This window comes from Streptomyces sp. NPDC050121, from assembly GCF_044460385.1.
Lineage (GTDB): Bacteria > Actinomycetota > Actinomycetes > Streptomycetales > Streptomycetaceae > Streptomyces > Streptomyces soliscabiei.
Genome location: NZ_JBITJV010000017.1, coordinates 112,853 through 129,343, shown reverse-complemented (window position 1 = coordinate 129,343; position 16,491 = coordinate 112,853). Strand labels below are relative to the sequence as shown.

General features: G+C 71.0%; 13 protein-coding genes and 1 pseudogene. 13 read left to right on the top strand and 1 reads right to left on the bottom strand.

Annotated elements, in window-relative coordinates; translation table 11 throughout:
* The first annotated feature begins 14 nt into the window (after nucleotides 1–14).
* The 9 genes from ACIBTS_RS25585 (at nucleotide 15) to ACIBTS_RS25545 (ending at nucleotide 11,164) form a co-directional block, all read left to right on the top strand.
* Complete coding sequence (locus tag ACIBTS_RS25585) at nucleotides 15–956, top strand: hypothetical protein (RefSeq protein ID WP_399322409.1); 942 nt, start codon at nucleotides 15–17, stop codon at nucleotides 954–956.
* A 162-nt stretch (nucleotides 957–1,118) separates the two neighbouring features.
* A complete protein-coding gene (locus ACIBTS_RS25580) occupies nucleotides 1,119–2,513 on the top strand; it encodes a nitrate/nitrite transporter (protein ID WP_399322407.1) in 1,395 nt (464 codons plus the stop codon).
* 101 nt (nucleotides 2,514–2,614) lie between these two features.
* A complete protein-coding gene (locus tag ACIBTS_RS25575; RefSeq protein ID WP_399322405.1) occupies nucleotides 2,615–3,790 on the top strand; it encodes a uroporphyrinogen-III synthase in 1,176 nt (391 codons plus the stop codon).
* 203 nt (nucleotides 3,791–3,993) lie between these two features.
* Nucleotides 3,994–4,569: an ABATE domain-containing protein gene (locus tag ACIBTS_RS25570; protein ID WP_319672469.1), complete on the top strand. Its 576-nt coding sequence runs from the start codon at nucleotides 3,994–3,996 to the stop codon at nucleotides 4,567–4,569.
* A gap of 364 nt (nucleotides 4,570–4,933) precedes the next feature.
* A complete protein-coding gene (locus ACIBTS_RS25565) occupies nucleotides 4,934–5,455 on the top strand; it encodes a sigma-70 family RNA polymerase sigma factor (protein WP_010039908.1) in 522 nt (173 codons plus the stop codon).
* 50 nt (nucleotides 5,456–5,505) lie between these two features.
* Nucleotides 5,506–6,288 (top strand): anti-sigma factor family protein, encoded by a 783-nt coding sequence (locus tag ACIBTS_RS25560; protein ID WP_399322403.1) that lies wholly within the window; start codon nucleotides 5,506–5,508, stop codon nucleotides 6,286–6,288.
* 59 nt (nucleotides 6,289–6,347) lie between these two features.
* A complete protein-coding gene (locus ACIBTS_RS25555) occupies nucleotides 6,348–8,747 on the top strand; it encodes a HelD family protein (protein WP_399322401.1) in 2,400 nt (799 codons plus the stop codon).
* A 313-nt stretch (nucleotides 8,748–9,060) separates the two neighbouring features.
* A complete protein-coding gene (locus tag ACIBTS_RS25550; RefSeq protein ID WP_399322400.1) occupies nucleotides 9,061–10,479 on the top strand; it encodes an NAD-dependent malic enzyme in 1,419 nt (472 codons plus the stop codon).
* 403 nt (nucleotides 10,480–10,882) lie between these two features.
* Complete coding sequence (locus tag ACIBTS_RS25545; RefSeq protein WP_004000874.1) at nucleotides 10,883–11,164, top strand: HU family DNA-binding protein; 282 nt, start codon at nucleotides 10,883–10,885, stop codon at nucleotides 11,162–11,164.
* 133 nt (nucleotides 11,165–11,297) lie between these two features.
* Here the strand turns inward: ACIBTS_RS25545 and murA are convergent, their stop codons facing one another.
* Entirely contained in the window at nucleotides 11,298–12,644 is a 1,347-nt protein-coding gene (gene murA / locus ACIBTS_RS25540) for a UDP-N-acetylglucosamine 1-carboxyvinyltransferase (RefSeq protein ID WP_319672465.1), read from the bottom strand.
* 301 nt (nucleotides 12,645–12,945) lie between these two features.
* Here murA and ACIBTS_RS25535 point away from each other — a divergent pair, with 301 nt between their 5' ends.
* The 4 genes and pseudogenes from ACIBTS_RS25535 to ACIBTS_RS25520 all read left to right on the top strand — a co-directional run bounded on the left by ACIBTS_RS25535 (nucleotide 12,946) and on the right by ACIBTS_RS25520 (nucleotide 16,411).
* Entirely contained in the window at nucleotides 12,946–13,518 is a 573-nt protein-coding gene (locus tag ACIBTS_RS25535) for a YqgE/AlgH family protein (RefSeq protein WP_099936761.1), read from the top strand.
* 30 nt (nucleotides 13,519–13,548) lie between these two features.
* Complete coding sequence (locus tag ACIBTS_RS25530) at nucleotides 13,549–13,848, top strand: DUF3039 domain-containing protein (RefSeq protein ID WP_180291590.1); 300 nt, start codon at nucleotides 13,549–13,551, stop codon at nucleotides 13,846–13,848.
* A gap of 430 nt (nucleotides 13,849–14,278) precedes the next feature.
* Nucleotides 14,279–14,710, top strand: a pseudogene (locus ACIBTS_RS25525) (carbohydrate ABC transporter permease); the annotation flags it as partial.
* A 75-nt stretch (nucleotides 14,711–14,785) separates the two neighbouring features.
* A complete protein-coding gene (locus tag ACIBTS_RS25520; protein ID WP_399322474.1) occupies nucleotides 14,786–16,411 on the top strand; it encodes a beta-N-acetylhexosaminidase in 1,626 nt (541 codons plus the stop codon).
* Nucleotides 16,412–16,491 lie beyond the last annotated feature (80 nt).

Here is a 16,491-nt window from a genome sequence, read left to right as displayed (position 1 = left end):
GGAGATGAGCGCCGGTGAGCAAGCGGCAGGTGCAGAACATGCTGCGGTTGATGGCGGGAGGCGAGCCCGTCGAGCTCACCAGCCCCATGGCCTCCGTGAAGAAGCTGGCCCGGCTCGCCTTCGTGGCGCAGCAGTTCGGCTACGAGTACGCGGACGTCCGGCAGGGCGGCTCGCGGGGCAGCGCGCTGAAGATGCTGATCGTCCCCGACCCCGCCCCGCAGGCACGCGCGCGTGCCGCGCAGAACTGGGCGCAGTACCCGAACGCCTCCGACGGCGTCTCCGTGCCGCCCGTCGTGCCGGACGCCTTCGAGCTGCTGAAGGCGCGCATCAACTTCGACCTCACCGGCAGACACGCCGAGAAGCGCATGGGGTACGGCGCGCTGGGCGTCACCGCGGGCTGCGCGATCCTCGGTGTCCGGCTCGGCGGCACGAACACCGACTTCATCGCCGCCGCCGTCACCTGGGTCGTCCTCATGGGCGTCTTCGGCATCGGCTTCGTCGTCACCCGGCACCGCAACGCCAAGTTCGCCGCCCGGCTGCGGGCCGCCGGTTTCGCGCCGGTGACCGACGAGACCGGGCGGGTGCGCTACCTCCCGCCGGGCGCGATGGCCGCATACGGCCAGAGCCCGTACGGCGGCGGCCTCCCGGCATCGGCACCGGGCCCTTACGGCGCTCAGTACGGCGGCCCGTACGGCACCGCCGCCCCGACGCCCGCCGGCGGCTACGGACAGCAGCAGCCCCCGCAGCAGCCCCAGCCCCACGCCCAACCCCAGCCGCACGCCCAGCCCCACCAGCAGCCGGGACCGTACGGCGGGCAGCAGCCGTATCCCCAGCAGTACCCGCAGCCGCATCCTCAGCCGTACCCCCAGCCGCAGGCCCAGCAGTATCCGCAGCAGCCCCCGGCCCCGTATCCGCCTCAGGGCCCGGGCTCCTACGGGCAGCAGCCGCCGCGCTGAGCCCTCCCCAAAACCTCTCACCGGGCCCCCGCGCAAGGTGAGAGCAACGTTCCTTTCCGGTCACCCACAGCCACAGCCCGGAAACGCGCCCTCCCTACCTTCGGGACTCATCACCGCTCATCCCCCCGAACCGCCCGAGTCCCGGAGCACCGTGGAGGCGTCATGACAGCCCCGAGTACAGCCCCCGCACCCCCGTCCCCCGTGAAGAAGGGGAGTCGCTGGATCGAGGAGTGGGACCCGGAGAACGAGACCTTCTGGAACGACAAGGGCGAGAAGATCGCCCGCCGTAACCTGCTCTTCTCCGTCCTCTCCGAGCACATCGGCTTCTCGATCTGGACGATGTGGTCCGTGCTGGTGCTCTTCATGGGCCCGAAGTACGGCCTCACCCCGGCCGACAAGTTCCTGCTGACGTCGATGGTGACGCTGGTCGGGGCGGTCGTGCGGGTGCCGTACACCTTCGCCGTCGCGATCTTCGGCGGCCGGAACTGGACGATCATCTCCGCCGGTCTGCTCCTGATCCCCACGATCGCCGCGTTCGCGGTGATGAAGCCCGGGACCTCCTTCACCACGTTTTTGCTGGTCGGCCTGCTGGCGGGCATCGGCGGCGGCAACTTCGCCTCCTCGATGACCAACATCAACGCCTTCTTCCCGCTGCGTAAGAAGGGGTGGGCGCTCGGCCTCAACGCGGGCGGCGGCAACATCGGCGTGCCGGTCATCCAGCTGATCGCCCTCGCCGTCATCGGCGCGAGCGGCGGGCCGCGCGTACTGCTCGGGATCTACATCCCGCTGATCCTTCTCGCCGCGATCCTCGCCGCGCTGTACATGGACAACCTCGCGTCTGTGAAGAACGACACCGGCGCCGCGATCGACTCCGCGAAGGACGCCCACACCTGGATCATGTCCTTCCTCTACGTCGGGACGTTCGGGTCGTTCATCGGGTACTCGTTCGCCTTCGGGCAGGTGCTGACCAACCAGTTCGGCCGGACGCCCCTCCAGGCGGCCTACCTCACCTTCATCGGCCCGCTGCTCGGCTCCCTCATCCGCCCCGTCGGCGGCTGGCTCGCCGACCGCTACGGCGGCGCCCGCATCACCCTGTACAACTACGTCGGCATGGCCGCCGCCACCGCCGTCCTGGTCTTCGCCAGCATGCAGAAGTCGCTGCCGCTCTTCGTCGCCGTCTTCGTGGTGCTGTTCGTCCTCACCGGGCTCGGCAACGGATCGACGTACAAGATGATCCCGGGCATCTTCCAGGCGAAGGCCGTCGCCAAGGGGCTCGAAGGGGAAGAGGCGGCTGCCTACGGGCGGCGGCTGTCCGGCGCCTCCATGGGGCTCATCGGGGCGGTCGGCGCGCTCGGCGGGGTCGGCATCAACATGGCCTTCCGGCAGTCCTTCCTCTCCTACGGCTCCGGAACCGGCGCCTTCGTCGCCTTCCTCGCCTTCTACGCGGTGTGCTTCGTGGTCACCTGGGCCGTATACCTTCGCCGTTCGGCGGGCCGGGTGACGGCATCAAGCTCGGCATCCGAGGCGAAGCCGCAGCTCAGCTACGCCGAGGTGTGACGTAACACTGGCGACATGTAGCCGAACCGAGCCTGTCACGCACCGTTGACAGGCTCGTCGGCGTGTAGGTGTACACGCGACTTGAGTGCGGGACGAGGGCTATGTACGAGGAACAGCAACAACCGGCCTCCGGCCCCCAGGGCGGCGTCGAACACGGGCCCCTCGCGGGCTTCACCGTGGGCGTGACGGCCGCGCGCCGGGCCGAGGAGCTCGGCGCGCTGCTCCAGCGGCGCGGGGCGGCGGTGCTGCACGCGCCCGCGTTGCGGATCGTGCCGCTCGCCGACGACGGCGAGCTGCTCGCCGCCACCAAGGACCTCATCGACCAGGCGCCGGACGTCGTGGTGGCCACCACCGCCATCGGCTTCCGCGGCTGGGTCGAGGCCGCCGACGGCTGGGGGCTCGGCGAGCAGCTGCTCGCCCGGCTCGGCGGCGTCGAGCTGCTGGCCCGCGGGCCCAAGGTCAAGGGCGCCATCCGGGCCGCGGGGCTGACGGAGGAGTGGTCGCCGTCGAGCGAGTCCATGGCCGAGGTGCTCGACCGGCTGCTGGAGGAGGGCGTCGACGGGCGCCGGGTCGCCGTTCAGCTGCACGGCGAGCCGCTGCCGGGGTTCGTGGAGTCGCTGCGGGCCGCGGGCGCGGAGGTGGTGGGGGTGCCCGTCTACCGGTGGATGCCGCCGGAGGACGTCTCGCCGCTCGACCGGCTCCTCGACGCCGCCGTCTCGCGTGGACTGGACGCCATCACCTTCACCAGCGCGCCGGCGGCCGCGTCCCTGCTGTCGCGGGCCGAGGAGCGCGGGCTGCTGGCCGAGCTGCTCGCCGCCCTCCACCACGATGTGCTGCCCGCCTGCGTCGGGCCGGTCACCGCGTTGCCGCTGCAGGCGCGGGGCGTGGACACCGTCTCCCCTGAGCGGTTCCGGCTCGGGCCGCTGGTGCAGTTGCTGTGCCAGGAGCTGCCGGGGCGGGCCCGGGCGCTGCCGATCGCCGGGCACCGGGTGGAGATCCGGGGACACGCAGTGCTGGTGGACGGGTCTTTGAAGCCGGTGCCGCCGGCCGGGATGTCGCTGCTGCGGGCGCTGTCGCGGCGGCCGGGGTGGGTCGTGCCGCGGTCGGACCTGCTGCGGGCGCTGCCGGGGGCGGGGCGTGACGAGCATGCCGTCGAGACGGCGATGGCCCGTCTGCGGACGGCCCTCGGGGCGCCGAAGCTGATCCAGACGGTGGTGAAGCGGGGGTACCGGCTGGCGCTGGACCCGGCAGCGGACGCGAAGTACGCGGACACGTAGGCACATTGTCCCGCACCCGGGGTCGGTGTGGCCGTCCCCGGGGGCTGCCGCCCCCGGGCCTCCGCTTCGGCCCCGAAAGGGCCTCGTCCTCAAACTCCCCCAGAGGGGGGACCCCCAACGGGCTGGTGCACCGCACCCGGCACTGGCACTGTGAAGAAGAACGGTTTCCTCAGGAGTGCCTCTCGGCTGGCGGTGACACGCGCATGGACGAGCTGCGGTTCGATGCCGGACGGATCTGTCTCGACCTGCTCGCGACCGCGCACCCCCTCGAACGGCTCGACGCCGTCGCGCCGCTGGATGCGTGGATCCGCGGCTGCGGGCTCGTCCCGCCGGGGACCCCGCTCGGCCACGCCGACGCGTCCTGGCCGCCGGCCTTCCGGGAACTGCGCCGCACCGTCGGCCAGTTGGTGCACGGCTGGCTCGCCCGGGGCGACGCCGGGTCGTACGACCTCGCCCTCGCCCGCGTCAACGAGGTCGCCCGGGCCGCGCCTCCGACCCCCCGTGCCGTGCGCGGCGAAGACGGCGCGCTCGTGCGGGCGTTGGACGGTCCGCCGGAGTGCGCCGCGCTGCTCGCCGCCGTGGCCCGGGACGCGGTGGAGCTGCTGACCGATCCCGCCGCCCGGGCGGCGCTGCGGCAGTGCGCGGGGGACAACTGCCCGATCGTGTACGTCGACACGTCCCGGGGCCGCCGGCGCCGCTGGTGTTCCAGTGAGGTCTGCGGGAACCGGGAGCGGGTCGCCCGGCATCGTCGGCGCGCGGCGGCCCTCGCGCGGACCTGACGCGCCGTCGCTTCTCCCACCGCTCGCCAACTGCCCTGTCTGGTATGCGGCTTTCGTGGAGTCGGGTCGGCCCAACCGATGAAGTGATTTCGATTACACGTCGTTTACCCGCGTCGCGCCCCGGGCAGTCGGCCCGATCTTGTCGGTGTGGCGAAAATGTAAAGAAAACGGGGTGGGAATGTGCCGCCATGTCCCCCTCGTCATGACACCCGGAAGAAAAGTCTCCCCGCGGTTTGAACACTCAACACCCCGCTTCCGTACCCGTCGTCGAGCGACCGACTGGGGGAACCCCCGGACACCGGAGGTGGGCGTGCGCAAGGATGCGGCCGTGGCCAATGAACGTGGATCGAGGGCCCGACATCGCATGTCCCAGCCCTCGGAACCTGACGAGGAGCTGATGCGTGCTCTGTATCGGGAGCATGCCGGACCCCTGCTTGCGTATGTCCTGCGCCTGGTTGCCGGAGACCGGCAGCGTGCCGAGGACGTCGTACAAGAGACGCTCATCCGTGCCTGGAAGAACGCCGGTCAGCTCAATCGAGCGACCGGATCGGTACGCCCCTGGCTGGTGACGGTCGCACGCCGCATCGTCATCGACGGCCACCGCAGCCGGCAGGCCCGGCCGCAGGAGGTCGACCCGTCGCCGCTGGAGGTCATTCCTGCGGAGGACGAGATCGACAAGGCGCTGTGGCTGATGACGCTGTCCGACGCGCTCGACGACCTGACCCCGGCTCACCGGGAGGTGCTCGTCGAGACGTATTTCAAGGGGCGTACCGTCAACGAGGCGGCCGAGACGCTGGGCATACCCAGCGGCACCGTGCGCTCACGGGTCTTCTATGCCCTGCGGTCGATGAAGCTGGCTCTTGAGGAGCGGGGGGTGACGGCGTGATGAGTGGTTACGGGGGATTCGGAGCAGGTGGTTCGGGTATGTCTGGCCCCATGCAGGGATCAGTGGGATCTCCGAGCCCGAGCGAACACGAGACCGTCGGCGCCTACGCCCTCGGCATCCTCGACGACGCCGAGGCGACCGCCTTCGAGATGCACCTCGCGGGCTGCGAGTGGTGCGCTCAGCAACTGGACGAGCTCGCCGGCATGGAACCCATGCTGGCCGCCCTCGCGGACCTGCCGGGCACCGGCACACCCGCGATCGGCGACTCCCTGTCCGCCCGCCCCAGCCCGCGCCTCGCGGAACGGCTGGTCGACGAGGTGTCCGAGCGCCGGGCGCTGAAGCGCCGCCGCTCCTTCTTCCTCGTGGCGGCCGCGGCCGCGCTGATCATCGGCGGCCCGCTCACGGTGCTGGCGGCGACCGGCGGCGACAGCGGGACCAAGGGGACCGAGGCGAGCGCACCCAAGTCCGCCAACGCCGCCAAGTCGACGTTCGACACGCTCTCCGACCGGGTGTCGTCGACCGACCCCGCCTCCAAGGTCTCCGCGACCGTCGCCATGGGCGAGAAGGCGTGGGGCACGGAGATCGGCGTCGAGCTGAAGAACGTGACGGGCCCGGAGAAGTGCTCGCTCATCGCCGTCGGCAAGAACGGCGAGCGCGAGACGGTCTCCTCCTGGTCGGTCCCGGAGTGGGGCTACGGCCTGCCGGGCGCCAAGACCGAACAGGCGAAGAACCCGCTCTACGTCGTCGGCGGCGCGGCCTTCGCCCCGAACGAGATCGACCACTTCGAGGTCATGACCTTCGACGGCAAGAAGCTCGTCCAGGTCGACGCGTAGCTTCACCGGCCCCCTTCGCGTACGGTTGACGGCTGCCCAGCACGTCAGAAGGGGGCCCGGTGGCCGCTCAGGCACAGCAGGAAACCGCGGTCGTATCGGTCCAGGAAGCCGCACCGGATTCGGTGCGGGACCGAGAGATCAGCGTGGAACAGGAACACCTCGACCGGGTGTACCGCCGCCTCGAGGAGAAGATCGACGAGGCTGAGTTCCTCATGAACGACGCGGCCCAGCGCGGTCAGGTCGGCACGCCCGGCGCCCTCGCCGAGCGGGACGCGCAGGTGTTCCGCGCGGGTGTCCACCTCAACCGGCTCAACAACGAGTTCGAGGACTTCCTGTTCGGGCGGATCGACCTCCTCCTCGGCAAGGACGGCAAGAAGGGCCCCGACGGCGCCTACACCGCCGTGGAGCCCGCGGAGGGCGCCGTCAGGCCCGACAACACCGCCGACATCGCCGAGACGCTCCACATCGGCCGGATCGGCGTCCTCGACTCCGAGTACGCCCCGCTGGTCATCGACTGGCGGGCGCCGGCGGCGGCCCCCTTCTACCGGTCCACCCCGGTCGACCCGGGGCGCGTCGTACGGCGTCGCGTGATCCGCTCCAAGGGGCGCCGGGTCCTTGGCGTCGAGGACGACCTGATGCGTCCCGAGCTGAAGGCGTCCCTGGACGGCGACGAGCTCGCCGTCATCGGCGACGGCGCCCTGATGGCCGCCCTCGGGCAGGCCCGCAGCCACACCATGCGGGACATCGTCGCCTCCATCCAGGCCGAGCAGGACCTCGTCATCCGCGCCCCCGCCGCCTCCGTCACCTACGTCGAGGGCGGCCCGGGGACCGGGAAGACGGCCGTCGCCCTGCACCGGGCGGCCTACCTCCTCTACCAGGACCGGCGCCGGTACGCGGGCGGCATCCTCATCGTCTCGCCCACCCCGCTGCTGGTGGCGTACACCGAGGGCGTGCTGCCCTCCCTCGGCGAGGAGGGCCAGGTCGCCATCCGCGCCATCGGCTCCCTCGTCGACGGCGCCGAGGCGACCCTGTACGACTCCCCGGCGGTGGCCCGCGCCAAGGGCTCGTACCGCATGCTGAAGGTGCTGCGGAAGGCGGCCCGCGGCGCACTGGAGACCGGCGCCAACGCCAACGCCGGCAGTGGCAGTGGCGGCCAGGGCGCGGGGCAGCTCAGCTTCGACGAGCCCCCGGCCGGCCCCTCCGGAGCCGGCGTCACCCCCACCCGTCTGCGGGTCGTCGCCTTCGGCCGCCGGCTGGAGCTGGAGGCCGCCGACCTGGACCGGATCCGGCAGAGCGCCCTCAGCGGCACCGCCCCCGTGAACCTGCTGCGCCCCCGCGCCCGCAAGCTGCTCCTGGACGCCCTGTGGGAGCGCTCCGGCGCGGCCGGCCGGCACACCGACCCCGAGCTCGCCGCCGAGCTGCGCTCCTCCTTCGACGAGGACGTGACCACCGAGGACGCCTTCATCGCCTTCCTCGACGCCTGGTGGCCCGAGCTGACCCCGCAGGCCGTCCTGGCGGCCATGGCCGACGAACGGCGGCTCGGCCGCTGGGCCCGCCGCATCCTCAACCCCGGCGAGGTCCGCAGGGTCGCCCGCTCCCTCAAGCGGGACGGCCGCTCCGTGCACGACATCGCCATGCTCGACGAGCTCCAGTCGATCCTCGGCGCCCCGGTGCGCCCGAGGAAGCGCCGCGAACTCGACCCGCTGGACCAGCTCACCGGCCTGGAGGAGCTGATGCCGGTACGCGAGGAGTCGCAGCGCGAGCGCGCCGAGCGGCTCGCGCAGGAGCGCGTCGAGTACGCCCACGTCATCGTCGACGAGGCGCAGGACCTCACGCCGATGCAGTGGCGCATGGTCGGCCGCCGCGGCCGGCACGCCACCTGGACGGTCGTCGGCGACCCGGCCCAGTCCTCCTGGTCCGACCCCGACGAGGCCGCCGAGGCCCGCGACGAGGCCCTCGGCACCCGCCCCCGCCGCCGCTTCCAGCTCACCGTGAACTACCGCAACCCGGCCGAGATCGCCGAGCTGGCCGCGAAGGTGCTGGCGCTGGCCATGCCGGGTGCCGAGTCCCCGTCGGCGGTCAGGTCGACGGGGGTCGTACCGCGCTTCACGGCCGTCACCGACACCCTGGCGTCGACCGTCCGCGCCGAGGCCGAGCGGCTCCTGGACCGGGTCGACGGCACCGTCGGCGTCGTCGTCGCCATGAACCGCCGCGAGGAGGCCAGACGCTGGCTCGCCGGGCTCGGCGACCGCGTGGTGGCCCTCGGCAGCCTGGAGGCCAAGGGCCTGGAGTACGACGCCACGGTCGTCGTCTCACCGGCGGAGATCGCGGACGAGAGCCCGGCGGGCCTGCGCGTGCTGTACGTGGCGCTCACCCGGGCCACGCAGCAGCTCACGGTCGTCTCCGGGGACCGCGACGAGCCGGACGCGGTCGGCGTGCCGGACCTCCTGCGGGACTGAACAGCCGACGGTTTCCTGTGAACTCCCCGGACGGGAATGGCGATCGGGGATCCGTTTGTTAGCCTGGGTGTGACACCGGCTCGATCCAAGCCCCCGGGCCCAACCTTCGTCGCTACGAGCGACCACTTGCCGCGAGGCGAGCATGGCGGGTCGGTGTCATGAACGCAGGAGAGGCCCACATCACCGCGTGTGATGTGGGCCTCTTTTATTGAGAACAAAACGATCGCAATCCAGGGCGGCTTTCACGTACTCGTCGGTAGGTGCGACGATCGGACGGCAAACCCGCGACCCAGCAGTGCAGAGGAAGTCGGCCATGGCAACGGCGCCCAGCGTCTCCTACTCGATGACGGTCCGGCTGGAGGTGCCCGCGAGCGGTACCGCGGTCTCCCAGCTCACCGGGGCCGTCGAGTCCCACGGAGGCTCGGTGACCGGCCTCGACGTCACCGCTTCCGGGCACGAGAAGCTCCGCATCGACGTCACCATCGCCGCCACCTCCACCGCCCACGCCGACGAGATCGTCGAGCAGCTGCGCGGCATCGAGGGCGTCACCCTCGGCAAGGTCTCCGACCGTACGTTCCTGATGCACCTCGGCGGCAAGATCGAGATGCAGTCCAAGCACCCCATCCGCAACCGTGACGACCTCTCGATGATCTACACGCCGGGTGTGGCCCGCGTCTGCATGGCGATCGCCGAGAACCCCGAGGACGCCCGCCGTCTGACCATCAAGCGCAACACCGTTGCGGTCGTGACGGACGGCTCCGCCGTCCTCGGCCTCGGCAACATCGGCCCGATGGCCGCCATGCCGGTCATGGAGGGCAAGGCGGCCCTCTTCAAGCGCTTCGCCGACATCGACGCCTGGCCGCTGTGCCTGGACACCCAGGACACCGACGAGATCGTCGCGATCGTCAAGGCGATCGCCCCGGGCTTCGCCGGCATCAACCTCGAGGACATCTCCGCCCCGCGCTGCTTCGAGATCGAGGCCCGCCTGCGCGAGGCCCTCGACATCCCCGTCTTCCACGACGACCAGCACGGCACCGCGATCGTCGTCCTCGCCTCCCTCACGAACGCCCTGCGTGTCGTGGACAAGGGCATCGGGGACGTCCGGGTCGTCATGTCCGGCGCCGGCGCGGCCGGCACGGCCATCCTCAAGCTGCTGCTCGCGGCCGGCGTGAAGAACGCGGTCGTCGCCGACATCCACGGCGTCGTCCACGCGGACCGCGAGGACCTCGTCGACGCGGCCCCCGACTCGGCGCTGCGCTGGATCGCCGACAACACCAACCCCGAGGGCCTCACCGGCACCCTGAAGGAGGCCGTGCGCGGCGCGGACGTCTTCATCGGCGTCTCCGCCCCGAACGTCCTCGACGGGGCCGACGTGGCCGCGATGGCCGAGGACGCCATCGTGTTCGCGCTCGCGAACCCGGACCCCGAGGTGGACCCGGCGATCGCCCGCCAGACGGCCGCCGTCGTGGCCACCGGCCGCTCCGACTTCCCCAACCAGATCAACAACGTGCTGGTCTTCCCGGGCGTCTTCCGCGGCCTGCTGGACGCGCAGTCCCGCACGGTCAACACCGACATGATGCTCGCGGCCGCGAAGGCCCTGGCCGACGTCGTGAGCGACGACGAGCTGAACGCGAACTACATCATCCCGAGCGTCTTCAACGACAAGGTCGCCGGCGCGGTGGCGGGTGCGGTGCGGGACGCCGCGAAGGCGGTCGGCGCGTCGGCCTCGTAGGCTCCGGTGCGTAAGGTGCGGGGCCGGTGCGGCTGTGAGGCTCGCCACGACGGCCCCGCAACGGCGCGTCGCGGAACCTCGCGCCGCGACCCGCCCTCTAGGGTTGCGCCGAGCCAGGGCCTGTCCGGCGGATCAAGTCGCAGGAAAGCGACGGCGTCCCTCCGCCGCAGATGTGCGTGCTGCACCCCGCGTCTGCGGCATGATCGGCCGGACAGGCCCTGGCCCCCTTCGTGTGACACACATGGGTTGTCTCACGCCTGAGTGCGGGTGCCGGATTGGCTTTCCCGCCGCAGGTAGGGGCAGGATGCGTCTCTGGGCGCGAGCACAACGACTTCGCTGTGCCCCACATGCGGCTCCGCCGCGTGGCACGCCTCAACGGCAAGAAGAACACGGGAGTAACAACATGAACCGCAGTGAGCTGGTGGCCGCGCTGGCCGACCGCGCCGAGGTGACCCGCAAGGACGCCGACGCAGTGCTGGCCGCGTTCGCCGAGGTCGTCGGCGACATCGTCTCCAAGGGCGACGAGAAGGTCACCATCCCCGGCTTCCTGACCTTCGAGCGCACCCACCGTGCCGCTCGCACCGCGCGCAACCCGCAGACCGGCGACCCGATCCAGATCCCGGCCGGCTACAGCGTGAAGGTCTCCGCGGGCTCGAAGCTCAAGGAAGCGGCCAAGGGCAAGTGACGCTCCGCTGAGAGCGCCGTAGGCCATACGAGGGGGCGGCACCCGGGATTCCGGGTGCCGCCCCCTCGTGGTTGCGCCTAGAAATGGCCTCAAGCGCCGGCCGGGCCGGATTTCGCCGGCCCCGGCCGAGGCCTCAGCCCAGTGCCTTGCCCGGGAGTTCGACCTTCGCGCCGAGTTCCACGAGCTTCTCCATGAAGTTCTCGTAGCCGCGGTTGATGAGGTCGATGCCGTGGACGCGGGAGGTGCCCTGGGCCGCGAGGGCGGCGATCAGGTACGAGAAGCCGCCGCGGAGGTCGGGGATGACCAGGTCGGCGCCCTGGAGCTTGGTCGGGCCCGAGACGACCGCCGAGTGCAGGAAGTTGCGCTGCCCGAAGCGGCAGTCGGAGCCGCCGAGGCACTCCCGGTACAGCTGGATGTGCGCGCCCATCTGGTTGAGCGCCGAGGTGAAGCCCAGCCGGGACTCGTAGACCGTCTCGTGGACGATGGACAGGCCCGTGGCCTGCGTCAGGGCGACGACCAGCGGCTGCTGCCAGTCGGTCTGGAAACCGGGGTGGACGTCCGTCTCCAGCGCGATGGACTTCAGCTGGCCGCCCGGGTGCCAGAACCGGATGCCCTCGTCGTCGATCTCGAAGGCGCCGCCCACCTTGCGGTAGGTGTTCAGGAACGTCATCATCGAGCGCTGCTGGGCGCCGCGGACGTAGATGTCGCCCTCGGTCGCCAGCGCCGCGCTCGCCCAGGAGGCGGCCTCCAGGCGGTCCGAGAGGGCCGCGTGGTTGTAGCCGCCGAGCTTGTCCACACCGGTGATGCGGATGGTGCGGTCGGTGTCCATCGCGATGATGGCGCCCATCTTCTGCAGTACGCAGATGAGGTCCTCGATCTCCGGCTCCACGGCCGCGTTCGAGAGCTCGGTGACGCCCTCCGCCAGGACGGCCGTCAGCAGCACCTGCTCGGTCGCGCCGACGGACGGGTACGGCAGCCGGATCTTCGTGCCGCGCAGCCGCTGCGGGGCCTCCAGGTACTGCCCGTCCGCCCGCTTCTCGATCTTCGCGCCGAACTGCCGCAGCACGTCGAAGTGGAAGTCGATCGGCCGGCCGCCTATGTCGCAGCCGCCGAGGCCCGGGATGAACGCGTGCCCGAGGCGGTGCAGCAGCGGCCCGCAGAACAGGATCGGGATCCGGCTGGAGCCCGCGTGGGCGTCGATGTCGGCGACGTTGGCGCTCTCGACGTAGGTCGGGTCGAGCACCAGTTCGCCCGGCTCCTCGCCCGGACGGACCGTCACCCCGTGCAGTTGCAGCAGGCCGCGTACGACCCGCACGTCACGGATGTCCGGAACGTTGCGCAGCCGACTCGGCTCACTGCCCAGCAGGGCGGCGACCATGGCCTTGGGTACGAGGTTCTTCGCACCGCGGACACGGATCTCGCCCTCGAGCGGGGTTCCGCCGTGGACAAGCAGTACGTCGTCAGAGCCGTTGACGGTCATGTATCTCGCGTTCCATGGATGGTGGATTGGGGGCAAGGGCCTTGGTTCGGCCCGGGATCGGGGGCAGGGCCAGATGAAACAGAGTAATCGCCGTCGACCCCTGTCCCGTAAGCCCAAGGACCGCCCAGGAACGTCATAGCCGTGTCACAACACGAACCGTTCCCCACCGGGCACAAGGGGTCACCGCCGTCCCGCCCCGCCGTCCGTGCGCCCGGACCGCGCCCGTGCGCCCGACCTGCCCCGCCCGCCCTTGCCCGCATTGCCTCCCCACTTCACGGGAAGATGCGGGATCATGTCTGGCATGACCGAGGTGTCCTCGCTCACAGGGCGGCTGCTCGTGGCAACGCCCGCCCTGGCGGACCCGAACTTCGACCGTGCGGTGGTGCTCCTTCTCGACCACGACGAGGAGGGCTCCCTCGGTGTCGTCCTCAACCGGCCCACGCCGGTCGGGGTGAGCGACATCCTGGAGGGCTGGGCGGACCTCACCGGCGAACCCGGCGTCGTCTTCCAGGGCGGCCCGGTGTCCCTCGACTCCGCCCTCGGGGTCGCCGTCATCCCGGGCGGCACGGCCGTCGACGGCGCCCCGCTGGGCTGGCGCCGGGTGCACGGCGCGATCGGCCTCGTCGACCTGGAGGCCCCGCCGGAACTCCTCGCCTCGGCCCTCGGCTCCCTGCGGATCTTCGCCGGCTACGCCGGCTGGGGCCCCGGCCAGCTGGAGGACGAGCTGGTGGAGGGCGCCTGGTACGTCGTGGAGTCCGAGCCGGGCGACGTCTCCTCGCCCGCCCCCGAGAGACTCTGGCGCGAGGTGCTGCGCCGCCAGCGCAGCGAGCTGGCGATGGTGGCGACGTATCCGGACGACCCTTCGCTCAACTGACGGCTGTGAGCTTCAGTACCCTTGGTGGTCATGAGCACTCTTGAGCCTGAGACCCAGCCCCAGCGAGGCACTGGGACGGGGACCCTCGTAGAGCCGACGCCGCAGGTGTCGCACGGTGACGGGGACCACGAGCGCTTCGCCCACTACGTCCAGAAGGACAAGATCATGGCGAGCGCCCTCGACGGGACGCCCGTCGTGGCCCTGTGCGGCAAGGTCTGGGTGCCTGGCCGCGACCCGAAGAAGTACCCGGTGTGCCCGATGTGCAAGGAGATCTTCGAGTCCATGGGCATGGGCGGCGACGACAAGGGCAAGGGCGGCGACAAGAAGTAGCCCGCCGGTCCTCCGAGGCCCCCGGGGCGCGTTCTGACGCGCTTCGGGGGCCTTTGGCGTTTTCCGTGTTCCGGGCCTTTGTCGTTGCGTGGAGGTGATGCGAACGCGTGTGCCTCTGGTCGCTGGTCGGGGTGGTGGCTGTGGGATCGGGGGACGTGTGTGTTGCTGTCGTACGTATGGTCCTTCGGGACGGCACACGGTGTCCTGGCCGGGAGCATGAGGGGGCGAGATGGCGCAGGCGAGGGTGGTGGCGGAGGCCGGGCTGGCGCCGATGGCGGAAGACCTCCTGGAGCGCTGCTCCAGCCCCTGACCTCCGACGTGCTGTGCAGAGCGAAACAGCCACCTCGCGCCGTACGAGCCCGATGGGAAATGCCTCCGTGCCGGGTGAGTCGGCCGTCGGTGAACGCTCCCGGTCCCAGGCAGGAGAGCACTTCGATGGATGGTGCTGAGCGCCTTCGAACCGGCCGGGGAGATCGAGTCGAGCGAGCCGCGGCCATGGACGCTCGCGCCCTCTCCGGATTCCGTCCGGCGGGTGTTCGGACAGCAGGAATTCGGCCGCTGCTTCCTCAACGGTGTTGTCGTGGCGGGCACGGTGGTGATCGCCTCCGGAGTGATCGCGTTTCTCGCCGCGACCGCCGTGACCCGATTCCGGTTCCGCTTCCGGACCACTTTGCTGATCATGTTCCTGGTGGCCCGGATGGTGCCCGTGGAGGCGCTGACGATCCCGTTGTTCTTCCTCATGGGGGACTTCGGTCAGTTGAACACCCTGGGGTCGCTGATCCTGCCCCACATCGCCTTCTCGCCGCCCTTCGCGATCTGGATGCTGAGAGGGTTCGTGAAAGCCGTTCCCCAGGCGCTGGAGCGTGTTTTCCTTCATCTTCGTACTCGTACAGCGACGACTGGTCTCGGGGCTGGGCGGAGCGGTAAAGGACTGACCATGACCTCACTGATTCCGGTGCCCCGCCGGGTCGCCGCCGGCTCCGACGAGGTGCGGCTGACGGCGCACTCCCGGATCTACGCCGGTACCGCGACCGAGGGCGTCGGCCACTGGCTGCGCACCGTCCTCTGGCAGGCCACCGGCCTGCCGCTGCACGAGGGACGGGAACTCGACGACACCGACGGCGACGGCATCGGGCTCCAACTGGACCCCGGGCTCGGCCCCGAGGAGTACCGCCTTGTCAGCGACCGGAGCGGCGTCCTCATCGAGGGCGGCAGCGCGGCAGGGGTGTTCTGGGGCGCCCAGACCCTGCGGCAACTGATGGGTGCCGACGCGTACCGCAAAGCCCCGCTCGGCCGGGACCGCACCTGGACCGTGCCGCACGTCACGATCGAGGACGCCCCCCGTTTCCGCTGGCGCGGCCTCATGCTGGACGTCGCCCGGCACTTCATGCCCAAGGAAGGCGTCCTGCGCTACCTGGACCTGATGGCAGCGCACAAACTCAACGTCTTCCACTTCCATCTGACGGACGATCAGGGCTGGCGCGTCGAGATCAAGAGGCACCCCCGGCTGACCGAGGTCGGTTCCTGGCGAACCCGCACGAAATTCGGCCATCGCGCCTCACCTCTGTGGGACGAGAGACCGCATGGCGGCTTCTACACGCAGGACGACATCCGGGAGATCGTCGCGTACGCCGCCGAGCGGCATATCAGCGTCGTCCCCGAAATCGACGTGCCCGGACACTCGCAGGCCGCCATCGCCGCGTATCCGGAACTCGGCAACACCGACGCCACGGACACCACCGCCCTCTCCGTCTGGGACACCTGGGGGATCAACCCGAACGTACTCGCCCCCACTGACAACACCCTGCGCTTCTACGAGGGCGTCTTCGAGGAAGTCCTCGATCTCTTCCCCTCGGAGTTCGTGCACATCGGGGGTGACGAATGCCTCAAGGACCAGTGGCGGCAGTCGCCCACCGCGCAGGCGCGCATCGAGGAACTCGCACTCGCGGACGAGGACGAACTGCAGTCCTGGTTCATCGGCCACTTCGACAAGTGGCTCTCCGCGCGCGGGCGTCGCCTCATCGGCTGGGACGAGATCCTGGAGGGCGGGCTCGCGGCGGGCGCGGCCGTGTCGTCCTGGCGCGGGTACGCGGGCGGGATCGCCGCCGCGCGCGCGGGACACGACGTCGTCATGTGCCCCGAGCAGCACGTGTACCTGGACCACCGGCAGGACGGCGGCCCGGACGAGCCGGTGCCGATCGGCTATGCGCGCACCCTGGAGGACGTCTATCGGTTCGAACCCGTACCCGCGGAGTTGACGCCCCAGGAGGCCGCGCACGTGCTCGGCACCCAGGCCAACCTGTGGACGGAGGTCATGGAGGACCACGCGCGCGTGGACTACCAGGCCTTCCCCCGTCTCGCCGCGTTCGCCGAGGTCGCCTGGAGTGCCCTGCCCGCCCCGGCGGAACGGGACTTCGCCGGCTTCGAGCGGCGGATGCAGGCCCACTACGGGCGACTCGACGCCCTGGGCGTCGGCTACCGTCCGCCGTCCGGGCCCCGGCCGTGGCAGCGGCGGCCCGGCGTGCTCGGCCGCCCGATCGACGGACCGCCCCCGAACCGGTGAGGCCCGAAGCCTCGAAGGGGTGGGCTTCGAAGCGGTGATCGCGGGCGTCACGGAAAAACCCCGGCAGGGTCACCGAAGAG